Annotated in this window: 14 protein-coding genes; 10 read left to right on the top strand and 4 right to left on the bottom strand. The window is 60.0% G+C overall.

Annotation, left to right across the window (positions count from 1 at the left end; translation table 11 throughout):
- Positions 1 to 97: 97 nt before the first annotated feature.
- From KGB20_RS18750 to pgm, 3 genes are all read left to right on the top strand, one after another.
- Positions 98 to 1,588, top strand: coding sequence for a hypothetical protein (locus tag KGB20_RS18750; RefSeq protein WP_223473569.1), 1,491 nt, complete (start codon positions 98 to 100; stop codon positions 1,586 to 1,588).
- Between the two features lie 40 nt (positions 1,589 to 1,628).
- Positions 1,629 to 3,029 carry a PLP-dependent aminotransferase family protein gene (locus KGB20_RS18745; protein ID WP_150812996.1) on the top strand — a complete coding sequence of 467 codons (1,401 nt, stop codon included), beginning with the start codon at positions 1,629 to 1,631 and terminating at the stop codon, positions 3,027 to 3,029.
- 113 nt (positions 3,030 to 3,142) lie between these two features.
- Complete coding sequence (gene pgm / locus KGB20_RS18740; RefSeq protein ID WP_154909079.1) at positions 3,143 to 4,786, top strand: phosphoglucomutase (alpha-D-glucose-1,6-bisphosphate-dependent); 1,644 nt, start codon at positions 3,143 to 3,145, stop codon at positions 4,784 to 4,786.
- 208 nt (positions 4,787 to 4,994) lie between these two features.
- Here pgm and KGB20_RS18735 read toward each other — a convergent pair whose 3' ends face one another.
- Positions 4,995 to 5,690, bottom strand: coding sequence for a pirin family protein (locus tag KGB20_RS18735; RefSeq protein ID WP_102670283.1), 696 nt, complete (start codon positions 5,688 to 5,690; stop codon positions 4,995 to 4,997).
- A 279-nt stretch (positions 5,691 to 5,969) separates the two neighbouring features.
- Between KGB20_RS18735 and KGB20_RS18730 the strand changes: the two genes are divergently transcribed.
- Complete coding sequence (locus tag KGB20_RS18730) at positions 5,970 to 8,444, top strand: UvrD-helicase domain-containing protein (RefSeq protein ID WP_154946452.1); 2,475 nt, start codon at positions 5,970 to 5,972, stop codon at positions 8,442 to 8,444.
- Between the two features lie 159 nt (positions 8,445 to 8,603).
- On the opposite strand, the gene KGB20_RS18725 is transcribed toward KGB20_RS18730, so the two are convergent.
- Positions 8,604 to 8,876 carry a DUF1652 domain-containing protein gene (locus KGB20_RS18725; protein ID WP_057716601.1) on the bottom strand — a complete coding sequence of 91 codons (273 nt, stop codon included), beginning with the start codon at positions 8,874 to 8,876 and terminating at the stop codon, positions 8,604 to 8,606.
- A 266-nt stretch (positions 8,877 to 9,142) separates the two neighbouring features.
- Here KGB20_RS18725 and KGB20_RS18720 point away from each other — a divergent pair, with 266 nt between their 5' ends.
- From KGB20_RS18720 to KGB20_RS18705, 4 genes are all read left to right on the top strand, one after another.
- Positions 9,143 to 9,958: a helix-turn-helix transcriptional regulator gene (locus KGB20_RS18720; RefSeq protein ID WP_150812999.1), complete on the top strand. Its 816-nt coding sequence runs from the start codon at positions 9,143 to 9,145 to the stop codon at positions 9,956 to 9,958.
- A gap of 50 nt (positions 9,959 to 10,008) precedes the next feature.
- Positions 10,009 to 11,415, top strand: coding sequence for an NAD(P)/FAD-dependent oxidoreductase (locus KGB20_RS18715; protein ID WP_154946450.1), 1,407 nt, complete (start codon positions 10,009 to 10,011; stop codon positions 11,413 to 11,415).
- Positions 11,416 to 11,444: 29 nt separating this feature from the next.
- The gene (locus tag KGB20_RS18710; protein WP_008050088.1) at positions 11,445 to 11,786 is read left to right on the top strand and encodes a cupin domain-containing protein; all 342 of its coding nucleotides are present in this window, start codon (positions 11,445 to 11,447) and stop codon (positions 11,784 to 11,786) included.
- Between the two features lie 75 nt (positions 11,787 to 11,861).
- A complete protein-coding gene (locus KGB20_RS18705; protein ID WP_154860051.1) occupies positions 11,862 to 12,947 on the top strand; it encodes a polyamine ABC transporter substrate-binding protein in 1,086 nt (361 codons plus the stop codon).
- A 46-nt stretch (positions 12,948 to 12,993) separates the two neighbouring features.
- Here the strand turns inward: KGB20_RS18705 and KGB20_RS18700 are convergent, their stop codons facing one another.
- The gene (locus KGB20_RS18700) at positions 12,994 to 13,665 is read right to left on the bottom strand and encodes an MliC family protein (protein WP_154946449.1); all 672 of its coding nucleotides are present in this window, start codon (positions 13,663 to 13,665) and stop codon (positions 12,994 to 12,996) included.
- 137 nt (positions 13,666 to 13,802) lie between these two features.
- On the bottom strand, positions 13,803 to 14,027 hold the full coding sequence (locus KGB20_RS18695) for a YgdI/YgdR family lipoprotein (protein ID WP_150813004.1): 225 nt from the start codon (positions 14,025 to 14,027) through the stop codon (positions 13,803 to 13,805).
- A gap of 195 nt (positions 14,028 to 14,222) precedes the next feature.
- On the opposite strand from KGB20_RS18695, the gene KGB20_RS18690 reads away from it, so the two are divergent.
- Both KGB20_RS18690 and KGB20_RS18685 read left to right on the top strand, forming a co-directional pair.
- The gene (locus KGB20_RS18690) at positions 14,223 to 15,890 is read left to right on the top strand and encodes a VRR-NUC domain-containing protein (protein ID WP_154946448.1); all 1,668 of its coding nucleotides are present in this window, start codon (positions 14,223 to 14,225) and stop codon (positions 15,888 to 15,890) included.
- Positions 15,887 to 18,166: an ATP-dependent DNA helicase gene (locus KGB20_RS18685; protein WP_154946447.1), complete on the top strand. Its 2,280-nt coding sequence runs from the start codon at positions 15,887 to 15,889 to the stop codon at positions 18,164 to 18,166. The genes KGB20_RS18690 and KGB20_RS18685 overlap by 4 nt, the downstream gene beginning before the upstream one ends.
- Positions 18,167 to 18,242: the final 76 nt, after the last annotated feature.

Genomic DNA, 18,242 nt, shown 5'->3' with positions numbered 1-18,242 from the left:
CATTTGGCAATAAAGTCCATGACTCCATTCGCGCCGACAGTCCAACGGGATTTGCTGTCTGCACGATATTGAACTTACGAGTATCAGGTAAATAAAGATGACCAGCATCCATGACCAAGCGATGAACTATGTCTATCAACAAGTGCTGCAGCGATTGCTGGGTTTTTTCTCCCGTGCCGAACGCACTGCATTGCAATTGTTGATTCAGCGCCTGGCAGTAGCCGCCGGGGGCATGGAGCACATTGGCGATTACAAGGTGTTGGCGATCCAGTCCGGGGCCCGTGACAACTGCTACACCCTGGCTTTGTTGCGTGCTGCACAGTTGACCATCGCCACGCGGACGCCGGCGACATTCCAGTTGCGCATCGCCTCGTTACGGTTGAACGGCACAAGCGGCGCGGCCGTGGAAAACATGCACCGGACCAACAGCGCATTGTTTGTCTATGACGATCCTCGGGTCGAGGTACTGATGGTCGATGATCGGGAAGTCTTGCCGTTCAACCACCTGGCGCCGATCTCCGACGCCGGCCGCGAGTCCAGCCGCCTGAACCTGCTGCTGATCGGCCATCGCCGGGAGTGGCGCGGCGGGTTCGAGCTTTGGGATGACGGTTATCTGGCCACGGGAGAGTTCTACGGACAAATCGCTCGCTGGGACGGCGGTGTCGACGCCTTGCTCATCAGTGACACGCCGCGTCAGCAAAAGCAGTTCATCGACGGCTTGAGGCGCGCCGCCACCAAGGCAGGGCTCAAGCCTTCGCCTGCGGGCGAGCCGGGTTATGCGGGGTTGTTTGCATTGCTCGATGAACTGGGCAGCGACTGTTATCACGGGTTCTACGCCGATTACGGCCAGGCCCGGTGGCGTCCGCAAGAGCGCTTCGAAACCTGCCGTCGTACGGCCTGCATCGACATTCACGACCTGCTGGTCAGCAACCTGGAAGAGCGCTGGCCATTGTTGACTGAATTTCTCGGGTTCCAGCCTGACGAACTGTCCGCGCAGATCAGCGACAACGAATTCGTCAGCCCATCGATCACGGCGCACGTCCGAGGGTTGCATGCGTGCTTCGTACAGAATCGCAATTACGAATCCGGTGTTGCGCAATACCTGCAACGGGCCTTGGTGATGATGCGCCGCAAGCACTTGCCCGAGCGATTGTGCGAGCAGGCCATCGAGGTTTTCGGCAATCCGGCGACACTGGCCGAATTGCGCGCCCGAGCGGCGGCCGAGGCACAAAAGAACCTGGGCCTGAGCGAAGCACAACTGGTGTGCCTGCTGTTTGCGCCCTTTACCGAAAAAGGTGCGGGGCTCGAGCGTTTTCTGCGTCAGTGCCATCCGGGCATGCTGGTGGCCATGCCCGAGTTGCACAAGGCCATGCAGGGGCATCCGGTCGCCGAACAGATCATGCAATGGATGATTGATGTCAGCGGATTGCCCGTCAGCCTGATTGGCCGGCTTTACCGCATGGAGTGGACGCCCGCAGACGCTGGCGGGGCGGCTGAAGCAATCATCCCGAGGGCCGTGTCGCAAAATGCGCTGGACGATCCTGATGCTGACAGCACGTTGGTGGATGAATGGTCAGCGGGTCACTGAACGTGGGTGGATTTTCAGTCAATGCAAATGGCCTTCGCCGATGAAAGGTCCACGAGAAACGGATTTCGCCTATCAAGCGGTTTATCGATACCTGGTCAGCCTGATCAACGAGTCTGAAGGGGATTCGCGCATCCGCCTGCCGTCGCTGCGGCACCTGGCTGAGCGTCTGAATGTGTCGATCTCGACCATTCAGTACGCCTATTCGCTGCTGGAGAAAGAAGGGCGGGTCTATTCGGTGGCCAAGTCCGGTTACTACGCATTGCCAGTGTCCGCAATCAACCTGCAGGACAGCGGCAGCGACCTGCTGGAAGCGGTCTACGTCAATGCCAGGCGCCCGGGGATGCTGGTCATGAGCGCCGATGAACCGGCGTTATTGCAGCCACTGGACAGCCCGTTGTTGCTGCTGGAGCGGGAGTTGCTGCGCCAGTATCCCCGCCAGCCGCAGTCGCCTTCGCAACCCTGCGGCGAACTTGAATTGCGCGCCGCCCTGGCGGCACGCTACACCACGTCTCCCATGCGTTACTGGCACGCCGATGATGTCTACATCGGCGCCGACCTGCGCGGTGTACTGGAAATCCTGATCGCCGTGCTGGGCTTGAAGGACGCCACGGTGGTGGTCGAATCGCCGTGCGACTGGACGATCCTGCGTTTGTTTCAAGCGGCCTGCGTGCGGGTGATCGAGTTGCCCGTGCAAGCCGATGCCTGTCTGGATCCGGAACGTCTTGAAATGCTGCTCGATACCGAACCGGTAAGGCTGGTGATGCTGTCATCGGCCCTGAACATGCCCCGTGGCAGCCTGGCGCCTGACCACAACAGGCAGGCCATTGCCCGGCTGTTGGCCGCGCATGACAGTTGGGTGCTGGAAAACGACTGTTATGGCGAACTCGGATTCGACCTGGGCACCCTGCGCTTTCGAGACTTGCTGGACCCTGAACGGCTGATGGTGTTTTCCACGTTCGAGAAAATCATCGGACCTGAAGCGCCTTACGGTTTTCTGCTTTCAAGGCATTTGAGCGCGGAGTTGCAACGGCACTTTCTGCTGCGGTCCTTCCGACTCTCGCCGATACGCCAGAAAGCCATTGCCCGTTTGTATAGCAGCGGTCGCATTGATCAACACCTGCTGGTGCTGCGGCGGCTGCTCAATGACCGCAAGAATCAAATGACCCTGTTGTTGCAGGAGCGATTGGGTGATGCCTTGCATTTCGTCGAGCCGCAAGGGGGTGCAACGATCTGGATGCGCTCGTTGCGTCGGGTCAATGTCCGTCGTGTGTTCCAGCGCCTGCTGGCGCATCAGGTGGTCATCGCGCCGGGCGAGCTGTTCAGCCTCCACGGCCTGCACGGGCAGCATCTGCGCCTGAGTCATACCTTCGGCGGCGATCACAACCTGGCGGCCGCGCTGGGATTGCTGGGGGATGCGCTGCGCCTGGAATCAATCGAGTGAGTGAGACAAAAAATAACAACTTCCACTGTGCTGGATCGATCCCATCGCCTTGCGGTCAAACTGCCAGTAAACTGCGACCCAATTCCTGAACCACTCTATTCCAGAGGTTTTGCATGACACTCAGTCCTTTTGCGGGTAAACCGGCACCGGCACAATTGTTGGTCGACATCCCGCGACTGGTAACGGCCTATTACACCGGTCAGCCTGATGCCGCGATTTCGACCCAGCGCGTTGCCTTCGGCACGTCGGGGCACCGTGGCAGCTCGTTCGACTTGAGTTTCAATGAATGGCACGTTCTGGCGATCAGCCAGGCGATCTGCCTGTACCGCGAAGCTCAAGGCATCGATGGCCCGCTGTTTGTCGGTATCGACACCCACGCGCTGTCCACGCCGGCCGGCGCCAGTGCCCTCGAGGTACTGGCAGCCAACGGCGTGACCGTGATGATCGCAGAAGGTGACGAGTACACGCCGACACCGGCCATTTCCCATGCGATTCTCTGCTACAACCGTGGACGCACCACCGGCCTGGCGGACGGCATTGTCATCACGCCGTCCCACAACCCGCCGCAAAGCGGTGGCTACAAGTACAACCCAACCAACGGTGGTCCGGCCGATACCCACATCACCAAGTGGATCGAAGCCAAGGCCAACGAACTGCTGGCCAACAAGCTCGCCGGCGTCAAGCGCATCAGCTACGAGCAGGCACTGAAGGCCAGCACTACCCATCGTCACGATTACCTCAACACCTATGTCGCCGACCTGATCAACGTGATCGACTTCGACGCCATCCGCGATGCCAAGCTGCGCCTGGGTGTCGATCCGTTGGGTGGAGCAGGGGTGCGTTACTGGTCGGCGATTGCCGAGCATTACCGCCTGGACCTGGATGTGGTGAACAAAGAGGTCGACCCGACCTTCCGCTTCATGACCGTCGACTGGGACGGCCAGATCCGCATGGACCCATCGTCCAGCCACGCAATGCAAGGCCTGATCGGCCTGAAAGAGCGCTTCGACGTGGCGTTTGCCTGCGATCCGGACCACGACCGCCATGGCATCGTCACGCCGTCCGGTGGCTTGCTGGCACCGAACAACTACCTCGCCGTTGCCATCGACTACCTGTTCCGGAATCGTCCGCAATGGCGCGCCGATGCCGCCGTGGGTAAAACCGTGGTCAGCAGCGGCTTGATCGATCGCGTGGCCAAGCGCCTGGATCGTCGCCTGTACGAAGTGCCGGTGGGTTTCAAATGGTTCGCCGACGGCCTGTTCGATGGCTCCCTGGGTTTCGGCGGCGAAGAAAGCGCCGGTGCCTCGTTCCTGCGCAAGGACGGCGGGGTCTGGAGCACCGACAAGGACGGTTTGATTCCGGCCCTGCTGGCCGCCGAGATGACGGCCCGGACTGGTCGCGACCCGAGTCAGGCGTATCGCGCCTTGACCGATGAACTGGGTGAGCCGTTCTCGGTACGGGTCGACGCCAAGGCCAATCCGGAGCAGAAAGCGCTGCTGAGCAAGCTGTCGCCGCAACAGGTCACCTCGACTCAACTGGCCGGCGAACCGATCCAGAGCATCCTCAGCCACGCACCGGGCAATGACCAGGCCATTGGCGGTCTCAAGGTCATGACCGAGAACGGCTGGTTTGCGGCGCGTCCGTCGGGCACGGAAGACATCTACAAGATCTACGCCGAAAGCTTTGTCAGCGACGACCACCTCAAGCAACTGGTGGCCGAGGCGCAAACGCTGGTGGATGGTGCCATTTCCTTGTAGGAGCGAGCCTGCTCGCGATGGTCGTCAACGATAACGCTGGCAGCCTGACACCCCGCGGTATCCTCGGGTTTTTCGCGAGCGGGCTCGCTCCTACATTGGACCGCATTCCCCATGTAGGAGCTGGCTTGCCAGCGAAGACATTTGAACAGGCACCCAAAAAAGGGGCGACCAACATGGTCGCCCCTTTTTTTGGATTGCGCTCAGCGAATCAAGCCAGGTCCACCAGAACAATCTCGCTGTCCTCGATGGCCGTCACCCGCAGCACCTGCTCATCGGCAACGGCTACACCGTCTCGAGCTTGTGCACGCAAGCCATTGACCTCAATGACCCCCGTAGCCGGTACCAGGTAGGCGCGACGACCGTTGTCCAGGTGATACTCGGCGGATTCGCCGGCCTTGAGGTTCGCGGCCACCAGCCGGGCATCGGCACGGATGCGCAGGCTCTGATCGTCGCCTTCCTTGCCGCTGGCCAGGGTGACAAAACCTTCGCGGTTACCTTTCGGGAACGGCTTGGCGCCCCAGGACGGCGCCAGGCCGGACTCGTTCGGGATGATCCAGATCTGGAAAATCCTGGTCGGCGTCGCTTCCAGGTTGTACTCGCTGTGGGCGATCCCGGTACCGGCGCTCATGACCTGGACGTCGCCCGCTTCGGTGCGCCCCTTGTTGCCAAGGTTGTCCTGGTGGGTAATGGCGCCTTCGCGGACATAGGTGATGATTTCCATGTCGCGGTGCGGGTGTTGCGGGAAACCGGTGCCGGGCGCGATCACGTCGTCATTCCAGACCCGCAGGTTGCCCCAGTTCATACGCTTGGGATCGTAGTATTCGGCGAACGAAAAATGATGGTGGGCATCCAACCAGCCGTGGTGAGCACCGCCGAGCGAGTTGAAAGGTCTGAGTTCAAGCATGATCGTCTCCAGAAAAGGTTCGTCATGGGGCCAGGTGCCTGAGCCACGAAGCGAGACCGGTGAGTGATGACGGTCATCATCCAACAGGCAACAATCGATAAAAAGCGTAAAAAATGCAGCATTCCTATCGAATGGATTGATATGAAATAACCTCGAAAGTTTCTCATCCAACCTTCACTTCATCGCATAAGCCAATGAGTCATAAGCAATTCACTAGAACTCAACGGCAAATGCAGACACCATAGCGCTCAACAGCCTCACACCCTGGAGTCAGTCCGCGTGCCGCAACACACCCCCGATCTCCCGCCTGAACTTCGCCCACTGGCCGAGATGCCGCTGATCAAGCGATTGCTCGCCCGATTCTTCGGTTACAGCCTGACTCGCCTGCACGCACAGCATCGGGCGTCGTGGTTGCATGGCCAGGCCGACGGTTTTCGCAGCGGTCACAGTGCCGGGGTCGATTACGGCTACAAGGAAGGCAGGCTCGAAGGTCTGGAGGAGGGTCGACAGGTCCTGCTGATCCGCGACTCGCGCTGCACTGAACACCGACCGCCGAATGTCGATGACCTGTTGTTCGACGACTGGCGCCTGCCGTTGAGCGCCGAGCTGAAGAAGCGCATGAAGGCCGATGTCGCCCGATTGTTGCCGGCCCATGCCCAACCCAGTGCCGCACAGTGGAAAATGATCTTCAGCGACACCCCGTCCACTTCGGTGATCGCGGGTGCCGGCGCAGGCAAGTCGACCACGCTGGTGCTGCGTATCCTGCTGCTGACCCATTACCTGGGCTTCGAGCTGAGTTCGATGACGGTGGTGACCTTCACCCGCGAGTCGCGCAAGGACTTCATCAACAAGCTGATCGAACTGTTTGCGCTCTGGGGCCGCGGGATCAGCTTCAAGGAGGCGCGGGACCTGGTGCGCACCTTTCACTCGCGGATCCTGCCGATGGTACGCAGCCTTCCGGGTTTCGAGCGTTTGCAGGCTTTCGAGAACCTCAGCCTGCGGGCTGCACAGGGGGACGAGGAGGTCGACAGCAATCCGTTCGATCTGCGCATCAACGACGCCCAACGCCAACAGCTCAATGCCTGCTATCACCGTCTGCACCGTGACGATGAGCATTTTCGCGAGTTGATCAAGCCATTGTCCCGGCATGCCCTGCAACTCAAGGAGCTGGAGCGCGATCACCCGGATGTGCAAAAACGCATGGGCGTTACCGAGCTTGCGGCCAAACGCGATGAAGAACTGTGCGACGCCATCGAGGACCTGTGGTTTCGCGCCGGTGCCTGGCCTATCAAGGGCATCGAACCGAATCGCCAGTCGTTCGATATCAACGGTTCGACATTCCATTGTCACGGCTACATCCCGTCGCTGGATGCCTGGGTGGTGCTGGGGTTCGATCCTCGGGAGAACCCGCAGGTGACGCGACCAAACGCCAAGCTGACGGTGCGTGCAGAGTGGGCAGTAAAGCGCACTCTGTTTCAAGCTTTCTGTCGTAAGCCATTGATATGGCTTGATAGTTACGAATCATCAAAACGTGTTCTGGCCTCACTCGCCGATGATGCCAGCGCCGGGCCGGGTTTCGATTACAAGGTCAAGGGCGAGCTCGCTTCAGCGCCACTGCTGGATTGTTTTGTCGCCGCCGCCGGGTTCATTGAAAACCTCGGGCTGGACGTGCCGGGCGCCGTGGCCCGGATGAGTTTCGCCAAGGACGATCCCGACCGGTTCTTCTTCGAAGCCTTGAGTCTGTACTGGCGGGCGCTGGAAGATCATTTGCTGGATCAGAAGCCGCCGATCATGACCTACAACCGAATGTTCGCCCTGTTCAGCGAACATTCGCCGGAGAACCTCAAATTGCTCGGCGATGAGCTGCTGCGGCCGCTGTCACACCTGATGATCGACGAATTCCAGGATGTCTCGCCGCAGATCGTCTCCTGGATCAGGGCCAGCCTGGCAGAGATCCGCAGTCGCGGGCCGGCCATGCACGTCGGGCGCGCAGCCCAGCGTTCCTCGTTGCTCTGTGTGGGCGATGACTGGCAGTCCATCTATGGTTGGCGCGGCAGTTCGCCGACCTACTTCATGGAGTTCAACAAGGAGTTCCCGTCGCCGAGCACCACCAAGGTCATGCTCAGCGACAACTACCGCAGCCACCAGCACATCATCGATGCCGCCGAGCACATCGTGCGCGCGGCACCGGCGATTGCCGGGAAGAAAGCCAAGGCCAGCGGTGAACCCAAGGCATTGCTGCCGGTGAGCGTCCTTGATCGTGATGACCAGGGCATGGCCCAACGCCTGATGGAGCATTATCGAAAGGGCGATTCGATCTTGATGCTTTATCGAAAAAGCAGCGATAAGTTATTGATAGAAGAGCATATTCAATCAGTACTTAATGTTGATTCCAGCTTGCCGTATGAGGCTCGCAGGCTCAAGCAGTTGACGTATCACAGCGCCAAGGGCCTCCAGGCCGATGCGGTGTTTTTGCTGGGCGACTGCCAGCACCTGACCAGTTCACCTTACAAGAATCAGGTTTACCGGATGGCGGGCCTGGGCAAGGCCGGCGACAGTGAGCCCTATGACAATGCCCAGAAGGACGAGATCCTGCGGTTGGCCTACGTGGGTATTACCCGCGCTGTCAGCCATTGCTACTGGTACGTCGACGCACAAGACACCCAGGCCGCGAACATGCCCAAGGCCTCCGACCGGATCGGCAAGGGCAAAGCGTTTTTTGTCGACCATCGTAAAAGCCAAATCACCGCCTGACCTTGTAGGAGCGAGCCCGCTCGCGATGGTCGTTAACGATAACGCGTATTTACTGGCTAAACGCGGCGCTCTTGAGTCCATCGCGAGCAGGCTCGCTCCTACAAGGAACAGCGCTCAACAAAAAGCCCACTTGAAGTGGGCTTTTCAGTCAGTGAGCCTTCAGGCATAACTCTTGAAGGCCTCCGGTGGGATGAAGGCTTCAAGCTCGTCCTCCACCGCTTCGATTATTCGTTCTACATCCGCGGCATTCATGACGGTGGCGCACGGAATACCGGCAATGGCGATCATGGTCTCGCCAGTGGCACGATCAAAAAGACGGGCAATCATGCTGCCCGGGGCGTCCATGCTCGCCTCGAAACCCATGGGATGAAAATGCCAGCGCATCAGCTGGCAGGCGTTTGGAAACGTAACCTTACTGAACCCTTTATTCATGTGTTGCCCGCCTTCATTATCGAGCGCGTCCGTTAGCTCATGGTAGGAGGGAAGAACCTTCATTGGTTCAACCAGTGACAGTTTTTAAAAGTAGCATCCGGATGTGAAAACAATGTGGAGTTTTCAGGTCGTTTGGCGATTGCCGGCACTTTTTTTGATTCAGGTCACGCTTATCGGCCATTTGCGGGCACAAGCCATCATTGGTTTAGTCGTTGAAGACAAAACGGAAGTTGGGCAAGCTCGGTCTTTTCCCGTCGAGATGTTCAATGCACGCCGATGATGATGGCCCGCTGCAAACCCAGGCCACGGGCGAGACGGTCATGCGCTATCACTTGCGCTGGAAGCACCGGGATCTGGATGGCGTCATGGCGCTTTATCACCCTGAAGTCCAGTACAACGACTTTTTCCAGAACCGGGTCATGGGCCTGGCCGAATTGCGCGAATATGTGCGCAGTAGCATGCCCCGGGATCCGGACGAAGCGCTGGAGCACTCCGACCGCATTCGACTGGACGGCAACACTGCGTTCATTCAGTACCGCATCACCTTGCGCGGTGGTGAGGGGTTGGTGTCGTTCCGCGCCAGCGAAGCGATCACCGTCAAGGACGGGCTGATCTGGCGGGTCAATGAATATGCTTCATTGGTGCATGAACAACCCGGCAGCAAAACGTCCGGCAACCAGCGCCCGGCGGTCAGCCGGCTCGGCCTGTCGCCTCGCCAGTTGAGCTTCATGGCCGATGACCTGCAGCAGTATTTCCAGCGCCAACAGCCTTATCTGGACCCGGAGCTCGATCTGCAACGAGTGGCGAAGGAGTGTGGCTACAGCCGCAACCAGATTTCCTACCTGTTGAATCAGGTGCTGGGCCAGAGCTTCTACCGCTACGTCAACCAGGCGCGCCTGCAACATTTGCTTGCGGCGCTGGATGCCGCCATGCCGCCAGTGCGCATCGACGAACTGGCCTTCGCTGCCGGATTCAATTCGCTGTCGGCGTTCTACAGCTGTTTCCGCCAGCACACCGGCCAGTCCCCCAAGGCTTACGTCAAACAAATTTCTTTGCGTGCACGCGCGCAAGACAGCGCCTGAGCCCACGCACTAGGATCGACGTCATCGAAGTTTGAGTGGCGGAGTCTTGCATGCCGGCGTGGCGCACTATCAGTTTGTGGATGGACCAGCTCGACGAGCCCCTATTGGCGCGTCCGGCGCTGGAGCGGGACCTGGATGTCGACGTGGCGATCATCGGCGCGGGTTATACCGGACTCTGGACCGCGTACTACCTCAAGCGGCACAAACCTGACCTGAACATCGCCATCGTCGAAGCGCAAACCGCCGGTTTCGGCGCGTCGGGGCGCAATGGTGGCTGGCTGATGGGCAATTTGCTGGGAGAAGACCGCCTGCTGGCCAAACTGTCGGCCGAAGCGCGCCGCGCCTCCTACGATTTGTTGCACAGCATTCCGGATGAAGTGGAGATTGTCCTCGAACGTGAGGGAATCGACTGCGACTACCGTAAAGGCGGGGTGCTGTATTGCGCCGCACGCTATCCGGAGCAGGAGGCCAGCCTGCGTCACTACCTGGACGATCTCCACCGCCAGGGCCTCAACGACAGCCACTATCGCTGGCTGACCCCGGAACAACTGGCGCAACAGATCCGCGTCGCCAAACCCTACGGCGGTATCTACGCGCCGCACGTGGCGACCATTCACCCGGCCAGGCTGGTACGGGGGCTGGCCCGGGCGGTGGAGCGACTGGGCGTCAGAATCTACGAAAACAGCCCGGTCACCCATTGGCAATCCGGCAGTCTGCGCACGGCCAAAGCTTCGGTGCGCAGTCGCTGGGTGGTGCCGGCGGTAGAAGGCTACTCCGTGACGCTGCCGCCATTGGGGCGTTATCAAATGCCGGTGCAGAGCCTGATCGTCGCGACCGAGCCCTTGTCGGCGGCCACCTGGGACGAAATCGGCCTGAGTCACGGCCAGGCATTCAGCGAGGCCAGTCGCCAGGTCACCTACGGTCAACGCACCGCTGACAACCGATTGATCTTTGGCGCCCGTGGCGGGTACCAGTTCGCTGGCAAGCTGCGCCACGACTTCGACCTGAGCGCTGACGAAATACACCTGCGGCGTTATCTGTTCGGCGAACTGTTCCCGCAGTTGAAGAACGTGCAGATCACCCATTCCTGGGGCGGCAACCTGGGCATGTCCCGGCATTTCCAGCCACACATGCTTTGCGACCGGGCCAACGGCATTGCCCTGTCGGGCGGTTATGGCGGGGAGGGCGTTGGCGCCAGCAACCTGGGAGGCCGCACGCTGGCCGACCTGATCCTGGGGCGCGACACCGATCTGGTACGCCAACCGTGGGTCATCCCCCAGCGCGGCCTCGACGCACTGCGGGCCTGGGAGCCGGAGCCGATCCGCTGGCTCGGCTACAACGCGATCATCCGCAGCTTTGTCCACGAGGACCAGACCCTGGCCAACCCGGCTACAGCGCCCTGGCGGCGCAGGCTGGCCAGCGGGGTGGCCGGTTTCATGGAAGGTTTCATGCACTAAACAGCGTCTCTACATCGACAGGTATCCCCATGAGCATCACGCAATTCAAGAACACCGCAACCCTGAAACTGGACGAATCCAATCCGGTCGCCGTGCCCCTGGGAACTCCCGTGGCCGTGGCTTCGACCACCAGCGTCGAACGCGACGACGGCGTCGAGACCGGTGTCTGGGAATGTACCCCCGGGCGCTGGCGGCGGCAGATCGTCGCCCAGGAATTCTGTCACTTCATTCAGGGCCGCTGCACCTTCACCCCGGACGGCGGCGAGCCCCTGCACATAGAAGCCGGCGACGCACTGATGTTGCCGGCCAACAGCCTCGGTATCTGGGACATCCAGGAAACCGTGCGCAAGACCTACGTGCTGATTTTTTGAGTTTTCAATTCTTTGAAATTTGAAAGCTGATCCTTTGATTGCCTGCCAACAAAAAAAACCTACAGGAATCGACTCATGCTCCGAAAGACACTGACTCTGGCCCCGCTGATGCTGGTTGCATCGATCAGCCAGGCCGCCGAAACCGTCAAGATCTACAACTGGTCGGATTACATCGCGCCAGACACCACGAAAAACTTCCTAAAAGAAACCGGCATCGACGTCACCTATGACGTCTATGACAGCAACGAAACCCTCGATGGTAAGTTGATGACCGGCAAATCCGGCTACGACGTGGTGTTCCCGTCCAACCACTTCATGGCCCGGCAGATTGAAGGCGGCGCCCTGAAGAAACTCGACAAGAGTCAACTTGCGAACTGGAAGAACCTCAACCCTGTGTTGCTCAAGGCGTTGCAGACCAACGATCCGGGCAACGAACACGGCTTCCCGTACCTGTGGGGCAGCACCGGCATCGGCTACAACATTGCCAAGGTCAAGGCCGTGCTGGGGGACAACGTCCCGGTGGATTCCTGGGACTTGATCTTCAAGCCCGAGAACATGCAGAAGTTGCACAAGTGCGGCGTGGCCATCCTCGACAACGGCCCCGAACTGCTGCCGGCCGCGTTGAACTACCTCGGGTTGCCCCATCACAGCAAAAACCCGGAAGACTACAAGAAGGCCGAAGCCCTGCTGATGAAAGTGCGGCCGTATGTCAGCTATTTCCATTCGTCCAAGTACACCAGCGACCTGGCCAACGGCGATATCTGCGTCGCGGTCGGCTTCTCCGGTGACATCCTGCAGGCGGAAAACCGCGCCAGGGAAGCCAACAACGGCATCGACATCGGCTACTCGATTCCCAAGGAAGGTGCCGCGATCTGGTTTGACATGGTTGCCATGCCGGTCGATGCCCCTGATGAAAAGGCCGGTTACGCCTTCATGAACTACCTGCTGCGCCCGGACGTCATGGCCGGCATCAGCAACCATGTGCATTACGCCAATGGCAATGAACAGGCCGACAGCCTGATCGACCCGGCGATCAAGAACGACACCAAGGTTTACCCAAGCCCGGAAATGATGGGCAAGCTGTTTGCCCTGGAAGCCATGCCCTTGAACATCGACCGGATTCGCACGCGAGTGTGGAACAAGATTCGCACCGGCAGCTGAAGACCTGGTCAGGCGATCGGGACAGGACGTCCCGATGCCATCGTCATCAGCCGACCGGCTCGGCTGCGCAACTCATCTGGCCTGAGCCGGGTATCTGGAAAAAAACGTCATCGTCGATTTGCCAGAAGCTGTAGCTGCCTTTGTAATCCTTGCCCGTGTACTGGGTTCCGGAATTGTTCGGCACCTGGTTCAGCGTCACCGAGGTGTTGGCCCATTTCAGGAACACCACGCCCGGTTCGACCGTAAAGAAGGTAGCGGCAACCAATGCGTTAAACCCTGCGCAACGATAAGCCAACGGGCCTTCCGTGAGCCTGCTGGGGTCCTTGGTTCTGGCAATGGCCGACCCCTGGCGCAGTTGGAACGCACGCTCGGCATAACTTCGCACGATGCACGCCTTGTCTTGCGGCCCGCCACCACACTGGTTGCGGGACTCAATCCAGAACCGCTGATCAATCCCGACTTTATTCGGGCGCGGCACCGAATGGTCGTCGCTGAGAGCCAGGAGATAAAGGCGATTGAGTTCCAGATCCATGCGCGCCAGTTGAGCGTCGTGACAGATCAGCTTTTCGGCGGATGCCTGGGGGTTGGCGCAATCGAAACTGGTTTTGTACGTTGGCAAGGGCTTTGGCTTGGCCTTTGTGGCAGCGTCACACAGGCTCGCCGTCATGCACGCGCTGACGGCGAGCACAGAGGCAAGAAGTGGCATGACCATTTTCATTTCGGCGTCACCTGAGTCTTTGCGTGATGCCCGTATTGCAACGCATGTGTCGAAGCGTTGCACAGTCATTCGGTCGCACGGGGTCTATCGAGTGTAAAGCAGTGCTCGAAACCTGCCACATCGTGCCAGGAGAAACGTCAGTCTTCCTCACGAATCGTCGCCACGTCATCGGCCCTGACTTTCACCATCGCTCCGGAAATGTCCTCAAATTCAAAGAACCCGTCCTTGGTCTTGGTCTTCGGCATGTCCTTGGTCAGGTATTGAGTGCCGTTCTGCAGCGTCACCACCGTTGGCGTCGAGCAACCGGCCAGCGCCAGCAGGGCCGCTGCAGCCAGGGGCAAGCCCAATGTCTTGATGTCCATAATCACCTCCCGTTCGTTTAAAGCAGCGCCATCAGCCCGAGACTGTCACTGCACCCGTATGGCGGTTGGTGCCGCCAGGGGGCAGAAAGTTCTACTGCCCGGGAAAAATTCCGTACCGCGCCGCCATTTATCCTTTTCCGATTGCGCCACGCGGGCTGGAACTGGTATCTGTATGCATAACCAGTATCTCTCGCCATGGCCCATTTTCCAGTGACCGCAAATCCCCTCGACGACCCGTTCTACTACTTGAACAACTTCATGCAAGTGCTTGATTGGCTTGAGCAGCGCTTTGCCGATGTGTTGAGCGTCGACGAGCAGCGTTTCATTCATGAGTTTAAGCGCTTACCCCGTGAGTCGCAGGCACTGCTGGTCAGAATGGTCATGCGCAAGGGTGTTCATTTCAGGGCGAGCAAACTGCACTATGACGAAATCGGCGATACCGGCTGCGCCGTCGGGCCGCTCTTGGCGCTCGGCTGGGTCGATGAGCGAATGCCGTTGGCGGTCGAAGCGCTGTTCGAGGTGCTGCTCAAGGGTGAAATCCTCCAGGCCTTTGGCCCGGTCATCGATCAACCCAAAGGCAGGAAAGCCGATTGGTTGCCGGCGCTGTGCGAGCAGTTTCCCCAGGTGCAAAGCTTCAACGACTGGTGTCCGAGCCTGGACGAGCGCCTGTTCAGCCTGACCATCATGCAATTGTGCGATCGCCTGCGCCTGATGTTTTTCGGCAACCTGTATCAGGACTGGTCGGAGTTCGTATTGGCCGACCTCGGTATCTACACCTACGAAAAAGTCGAATTCTGTGCCGAGTCCCGTGGCTTGCGCAGTCGCGAAGACGTGGATACCTGCGTCCTCCTGCACGCATACCAGCAACAGTTCGAGGCCGGTGAAGCGCTGGAAGAGGTGGCCGAGCGGATCAAGGGCCTGGCGCTGGACAATCCGTGGTTGCAACGCCGGCGCGGCAAGCTGCTGTTCCAGATGGCCCAGTACTGCGAACGCATTGCCGATTTCTCCATGGCCCTGAGCTTGTACCGCGAATGCGCTTTTCCCGGCGCGCGTGCGCGGCTCATTCGCGTGCTGGAACGCAGCGGCCAGTTTGAACAGGCGATGGACCTGGCCGTGCAGGCCGAACAGGCACCGCAAAGCGCCGCGGAACGCCAACAGTTGCTCCGAGTCCTGCCACGTCTGCGGCGCAAGCTCGGCGGGCCGCCCATCAAGCGGGCGGCGCCTCGGGAAATGCAGCGCCTGGACCTGCAATTGCCCAGGACAGACTCGGCATTATCGGTGGAGTTCTATGTTCAGGCGCATCTGGCGCAAGATTCGGCGCCGGTGCACTACGTGGAAAACAGCCTGGTCAATTCACTGTTTGGCCTGCTGTGTTGGCCCGCGATCTTCGCGCCTTTGCCGGGGGCGTTTTTTCACCCGTTCCAGCGCGGGCCGGTGGATTTGCTCAGCGAAGACTTCCATGTCCGCCGGGCCGAACTGTTTCAGGCTTGCCTGGCCGAACTCGACGACGGGCGCTACCGGCAGACCATCCGCGAACGTTATGCCGCCAAGTGGGGCGTGCAGTCGCCGTTCGTGTACTGGAGCGTGCTCAGCGAAGAGTTGCTGGAGCAAGCCCTCGATTGCCTCCCGGCCGAGCACCTCAAGCACTGGTTCAACCGCCTCTTGCTGGACATCAAGGCCAATCGCGCCGGCATGCCGGACCTGATCCAGTTCTGGCCGCAGCAAAAGACCTACCGCATGATCGAGGTCAAGGGCCCGGGCGATCGCCTGCAGGACAACCAGTTGCGCTGGCTGGAGTTCTGTCATGAGCACCAGATGCCCATCGCCGTGTGCTACGTGCAATGGGCGGAGCAGGGCGATTGAGCTACAGCATTGCGGTGCGGGCGCTGTGCGAGTTCACCGCCAAGACCGGCGACCTCGATCTGCGCTTCACGCCGTCACCGACCGCGCTGGAAGGTATCGTCGGGCACCGTACGGTGGCCTCGCGGCGCAGCGAGGGTTACCAAAGCGAAATTGCCCTTGAGGGCCAGTATCAAACCTTGACGGTCAAGGGCAGGGCGGATGGCTATGACCCCGGGCAAAACTGCCTGGAGGAGGTCAAGACCTACCGCGGCGACTTGAGCAAACAACCGGCCAACCACCGCCAATTGCATTGGGCCCAGGCCAGGATCTACGGCTGGTTGATGTGTCGGAAACTGGACCTGTCGCGGATCAGTCTGGCACTGGTGTATTTCGACATCGTCAGTGAAAAGGAGACCTGCCTGGTCGAGTCTTTCGACGCCATCGAGCTGAAACAGTTCTTCGAACGGCATTGCGCGCGGTTCCTGCAATGGGCCGAACAGGAAGTCGCCCATCGAGAAGGGCGCAATCTGGCTGCGCAGGGCCTGGCCTTTCCCCATGCCGGTTTTCGACCGGGGCAGCGTCATCTGGCCGAATCGGTGTTCAAGGCCGTCAGCACGGGGCGCTGCCTGATGGCCCAGGCGCCCACGGGCATCGGCAAGACCCTGGGCACCTTGTTCCCCATGCTCAAGGCGCTGGCGCCGCAGCAACTGGACAAGGTGTTCTTCCTTACGGCGAAAACCCCGGGACGGCAACTGGCCCTGGACGCCGCGCACGTGATGCTTGCCAGCGCCGATGCGCCGCCGTTGCGGGTGCTGGAGATGATCGCCCGGGACAAGGCCTGCGAACATCCGGACAAAGCCTGCCACGGCGAGTCCTGCCCACTGGCCCGGGGGTTCTACGATCGCCTGCCCGCCGCACGGCAGGCGGCCAGTCAACTGAGCCTGTTGAACCAGAGCGCCTTGCGCGAGGTCGCCCTGGAGCACGATGTCTGCCCGTATTACCTGAGCCAGGAAATGGCGCGTTGGGCCGACGTGGTGGTTGCCGACTACAACTATTATTTCGATTTCAGCGCGTTGCTGTTCGGCCTGGCCCAGGCCAACAACTGGAAGGTCGCGGTGCTGGTTGACGAAGCCCACAACCTGGTGGAGCGCGGCCGCCAGATGTACAGCGCCAGCCTCGACCAGGCGACCTTCAACGGCGTGCGCAAAACCGCGCCCGAAGCGCTGAAAAAGCCGATGCAACGGGTCAGCCGCGAGTGGAATGCCCTGCATAACGCGCAAACCGGCGCCTATCAGGCCTATGACAAGGCGCCGGAAAAGCTCCTGCAGGCGCTGTCATCGTGCAGCGCCAACATCGGTGACTACCTCAACGATCACCCTCAAGGCCTGGACAGCGCACTGCAGGGATTTTACTTCGACATGCTGCACTTTTGCCGGGTCGCCGAACTGTTCGATGAGCAGTTCCTGTTCGACATCAGCAAGCGCGACCTCGAGCGCCAGCGCAACCTCTCGCAACTGTGCCTGCGCAATGTAGTCCCCGCCGGCTTCATCCGCCCGCGCCTGACCGCCGCGCGTAGCACGGTGCTGTTTTCCGCGACCCTCAGCCCCCGGCACTATTACGCCGATTTACTGGGAGCGCCGCAGGACACGGTGTGCATCGACGTCGAGTCGCCGTTTCACGCCGATCAACTGCAAGTGCACATCGTCGACCAGATCTCCACGCGGTTCGTTCATCGCCAGTCCTCTCTCGAACCGATCGTGGACTTGATCGCCAGACAGTTCTGCAAGCGCCCCGGTAATTACCTGGCGTTTTTCAGCAGTTTCGATTACTTGCAGCAGGTGGCGCAGTTGCTGGCCGAGCGGCACCCGCGGATCAAACTGTGGTCGCAATCCCGTGGCATGGGCGAGGCACAACGCCAGGACTTTCTCGACAGGTTCACCGAAGACGGCGAGGGCGTCGGCTTTGCAGTGCTCGGCGGTGCGTTCGGCGAAGGCATCGATTTGCCCGGCGCACGGTTGATCGGTGCGTTCATCGCCACCCTGGGGCTGGCCCAACTGAACCCGGTCAACGAGCAGTTGAAACAGCGCATGGCTGCGATTTTCGGCGCTGGCTACGATTACACCTACCTGTTTCCCGGCGTACAGAAAGTGGTTCAGGCCGCTGGACGGGTCATCCGTACGCAACAGGATCAAGGGGTGGTGATGTTGATCGACGACCGTTTTGGAGAGCACAAGGTCAGGCAATTACTGCCGCGCTGGTGGTCGATTGCACCAACGAATTCTCGCTCTGCGCTGTAGGAGCTTTTACCTTTAAAAACAAATACATACCTTGATTAAAACAACGAATTGAACAATCAACGCCAGCACGCTTTAT

The organism is Pseudomonas sp. BF-R-30 (genome assembly GCF_019956175.1).
GTDB classification, from domain to species: domain Bacteria; phylum Pseudomonadota; class Gammaproteobacteria; order Pseudomonadales; family Pseudomonadaceae; genus Aquipseudomonas; species Aquipseudomonas jessenii.
This window is presented reverse-complemented; position numbering and strand designations above follow the sequence as displayed.

Coding starts and splice junctions, on each gene's coding strand:
- KGB20_RS18750 (WP_223473569.1), top strand. CDS start 98: ATGACCAGCATCCATGACCAAGCGATGAACTATGTCTATCAACAAGTG.
- KGB20_RS18745 (WP_150812996.1), top strand. CDS start 1,629: ATGAAAGGTCCACGAGAAACGGATTTCGCCTATCAAGCGGTTTATCGA.
- pgm (WP_154909079.1), top strand. CDS start 3,143: ATGACACTCAGTCCTTTTGCGGGTAAACCGGCACCGGCACAATTGTTG.
- KGB20_RS18735 (WP_102670283.1), bottom strand. CDS start 5,690: ATGCTTGAACTCAGACCTTTCAACTCGCTCGGCGGTGCTCACCACGGC.
- KGB20_RS18725 (WP_057716601.1), bottom strand. CDS start 8,876: ATGAATAAAGGGTTCAGTAAGGTTACGTTTCCAAACGCCTGCCAGCTG.
- KGB20_RS18720 (WP_150812999.1), top strand. CDS start 9,143: ATGCACGCCGATGATGATGGCCCGCTGCAAACCCAGGCCACGGGCGAG.
- KGB20_RS18715 (WP_154946450.1), top strand. CDS start 10,009: ATGCCGGCGTGGCGCACTATCAGTTTGTGGATGGACCAGCTCGACGAG.
- KGB20_RS18710 (WP_008050088.1), top strand. CDS start 11,445: ATGAGCATCACGCAATTCAAGAACACCGCAACCCTGAAACTGGACGAA.
- KGB20_RS18705 (WP_154860051.1), top strand. CDS start 11,862: ATGCTCCGAAAGACACTGACTCTGGCCCCGCTGATGCTGGTTGCATCG.
- KGB20_RS18700 (WP_154946449.1), bottom strand. CDS start 13,665: ATGAAAATGGTCATGCCACTTCTTGCCTCTGTGCTCGCCGTCAGCGCG.
- KGB20_RS18695 (WP_150813004.1), bottom strand. CDS start 14,027: ATGGACATCAAGACATTGGGCTTGCCCCTGGCTGCAGCGGCCCTGCTG.
- KGB20_RS18690 (WP_154946448.1), top strand. CDS start 14,223: ATGGCCCATTTTCCAGTGACCGCAAATCCCCTCGACGACCCGTTCTAC.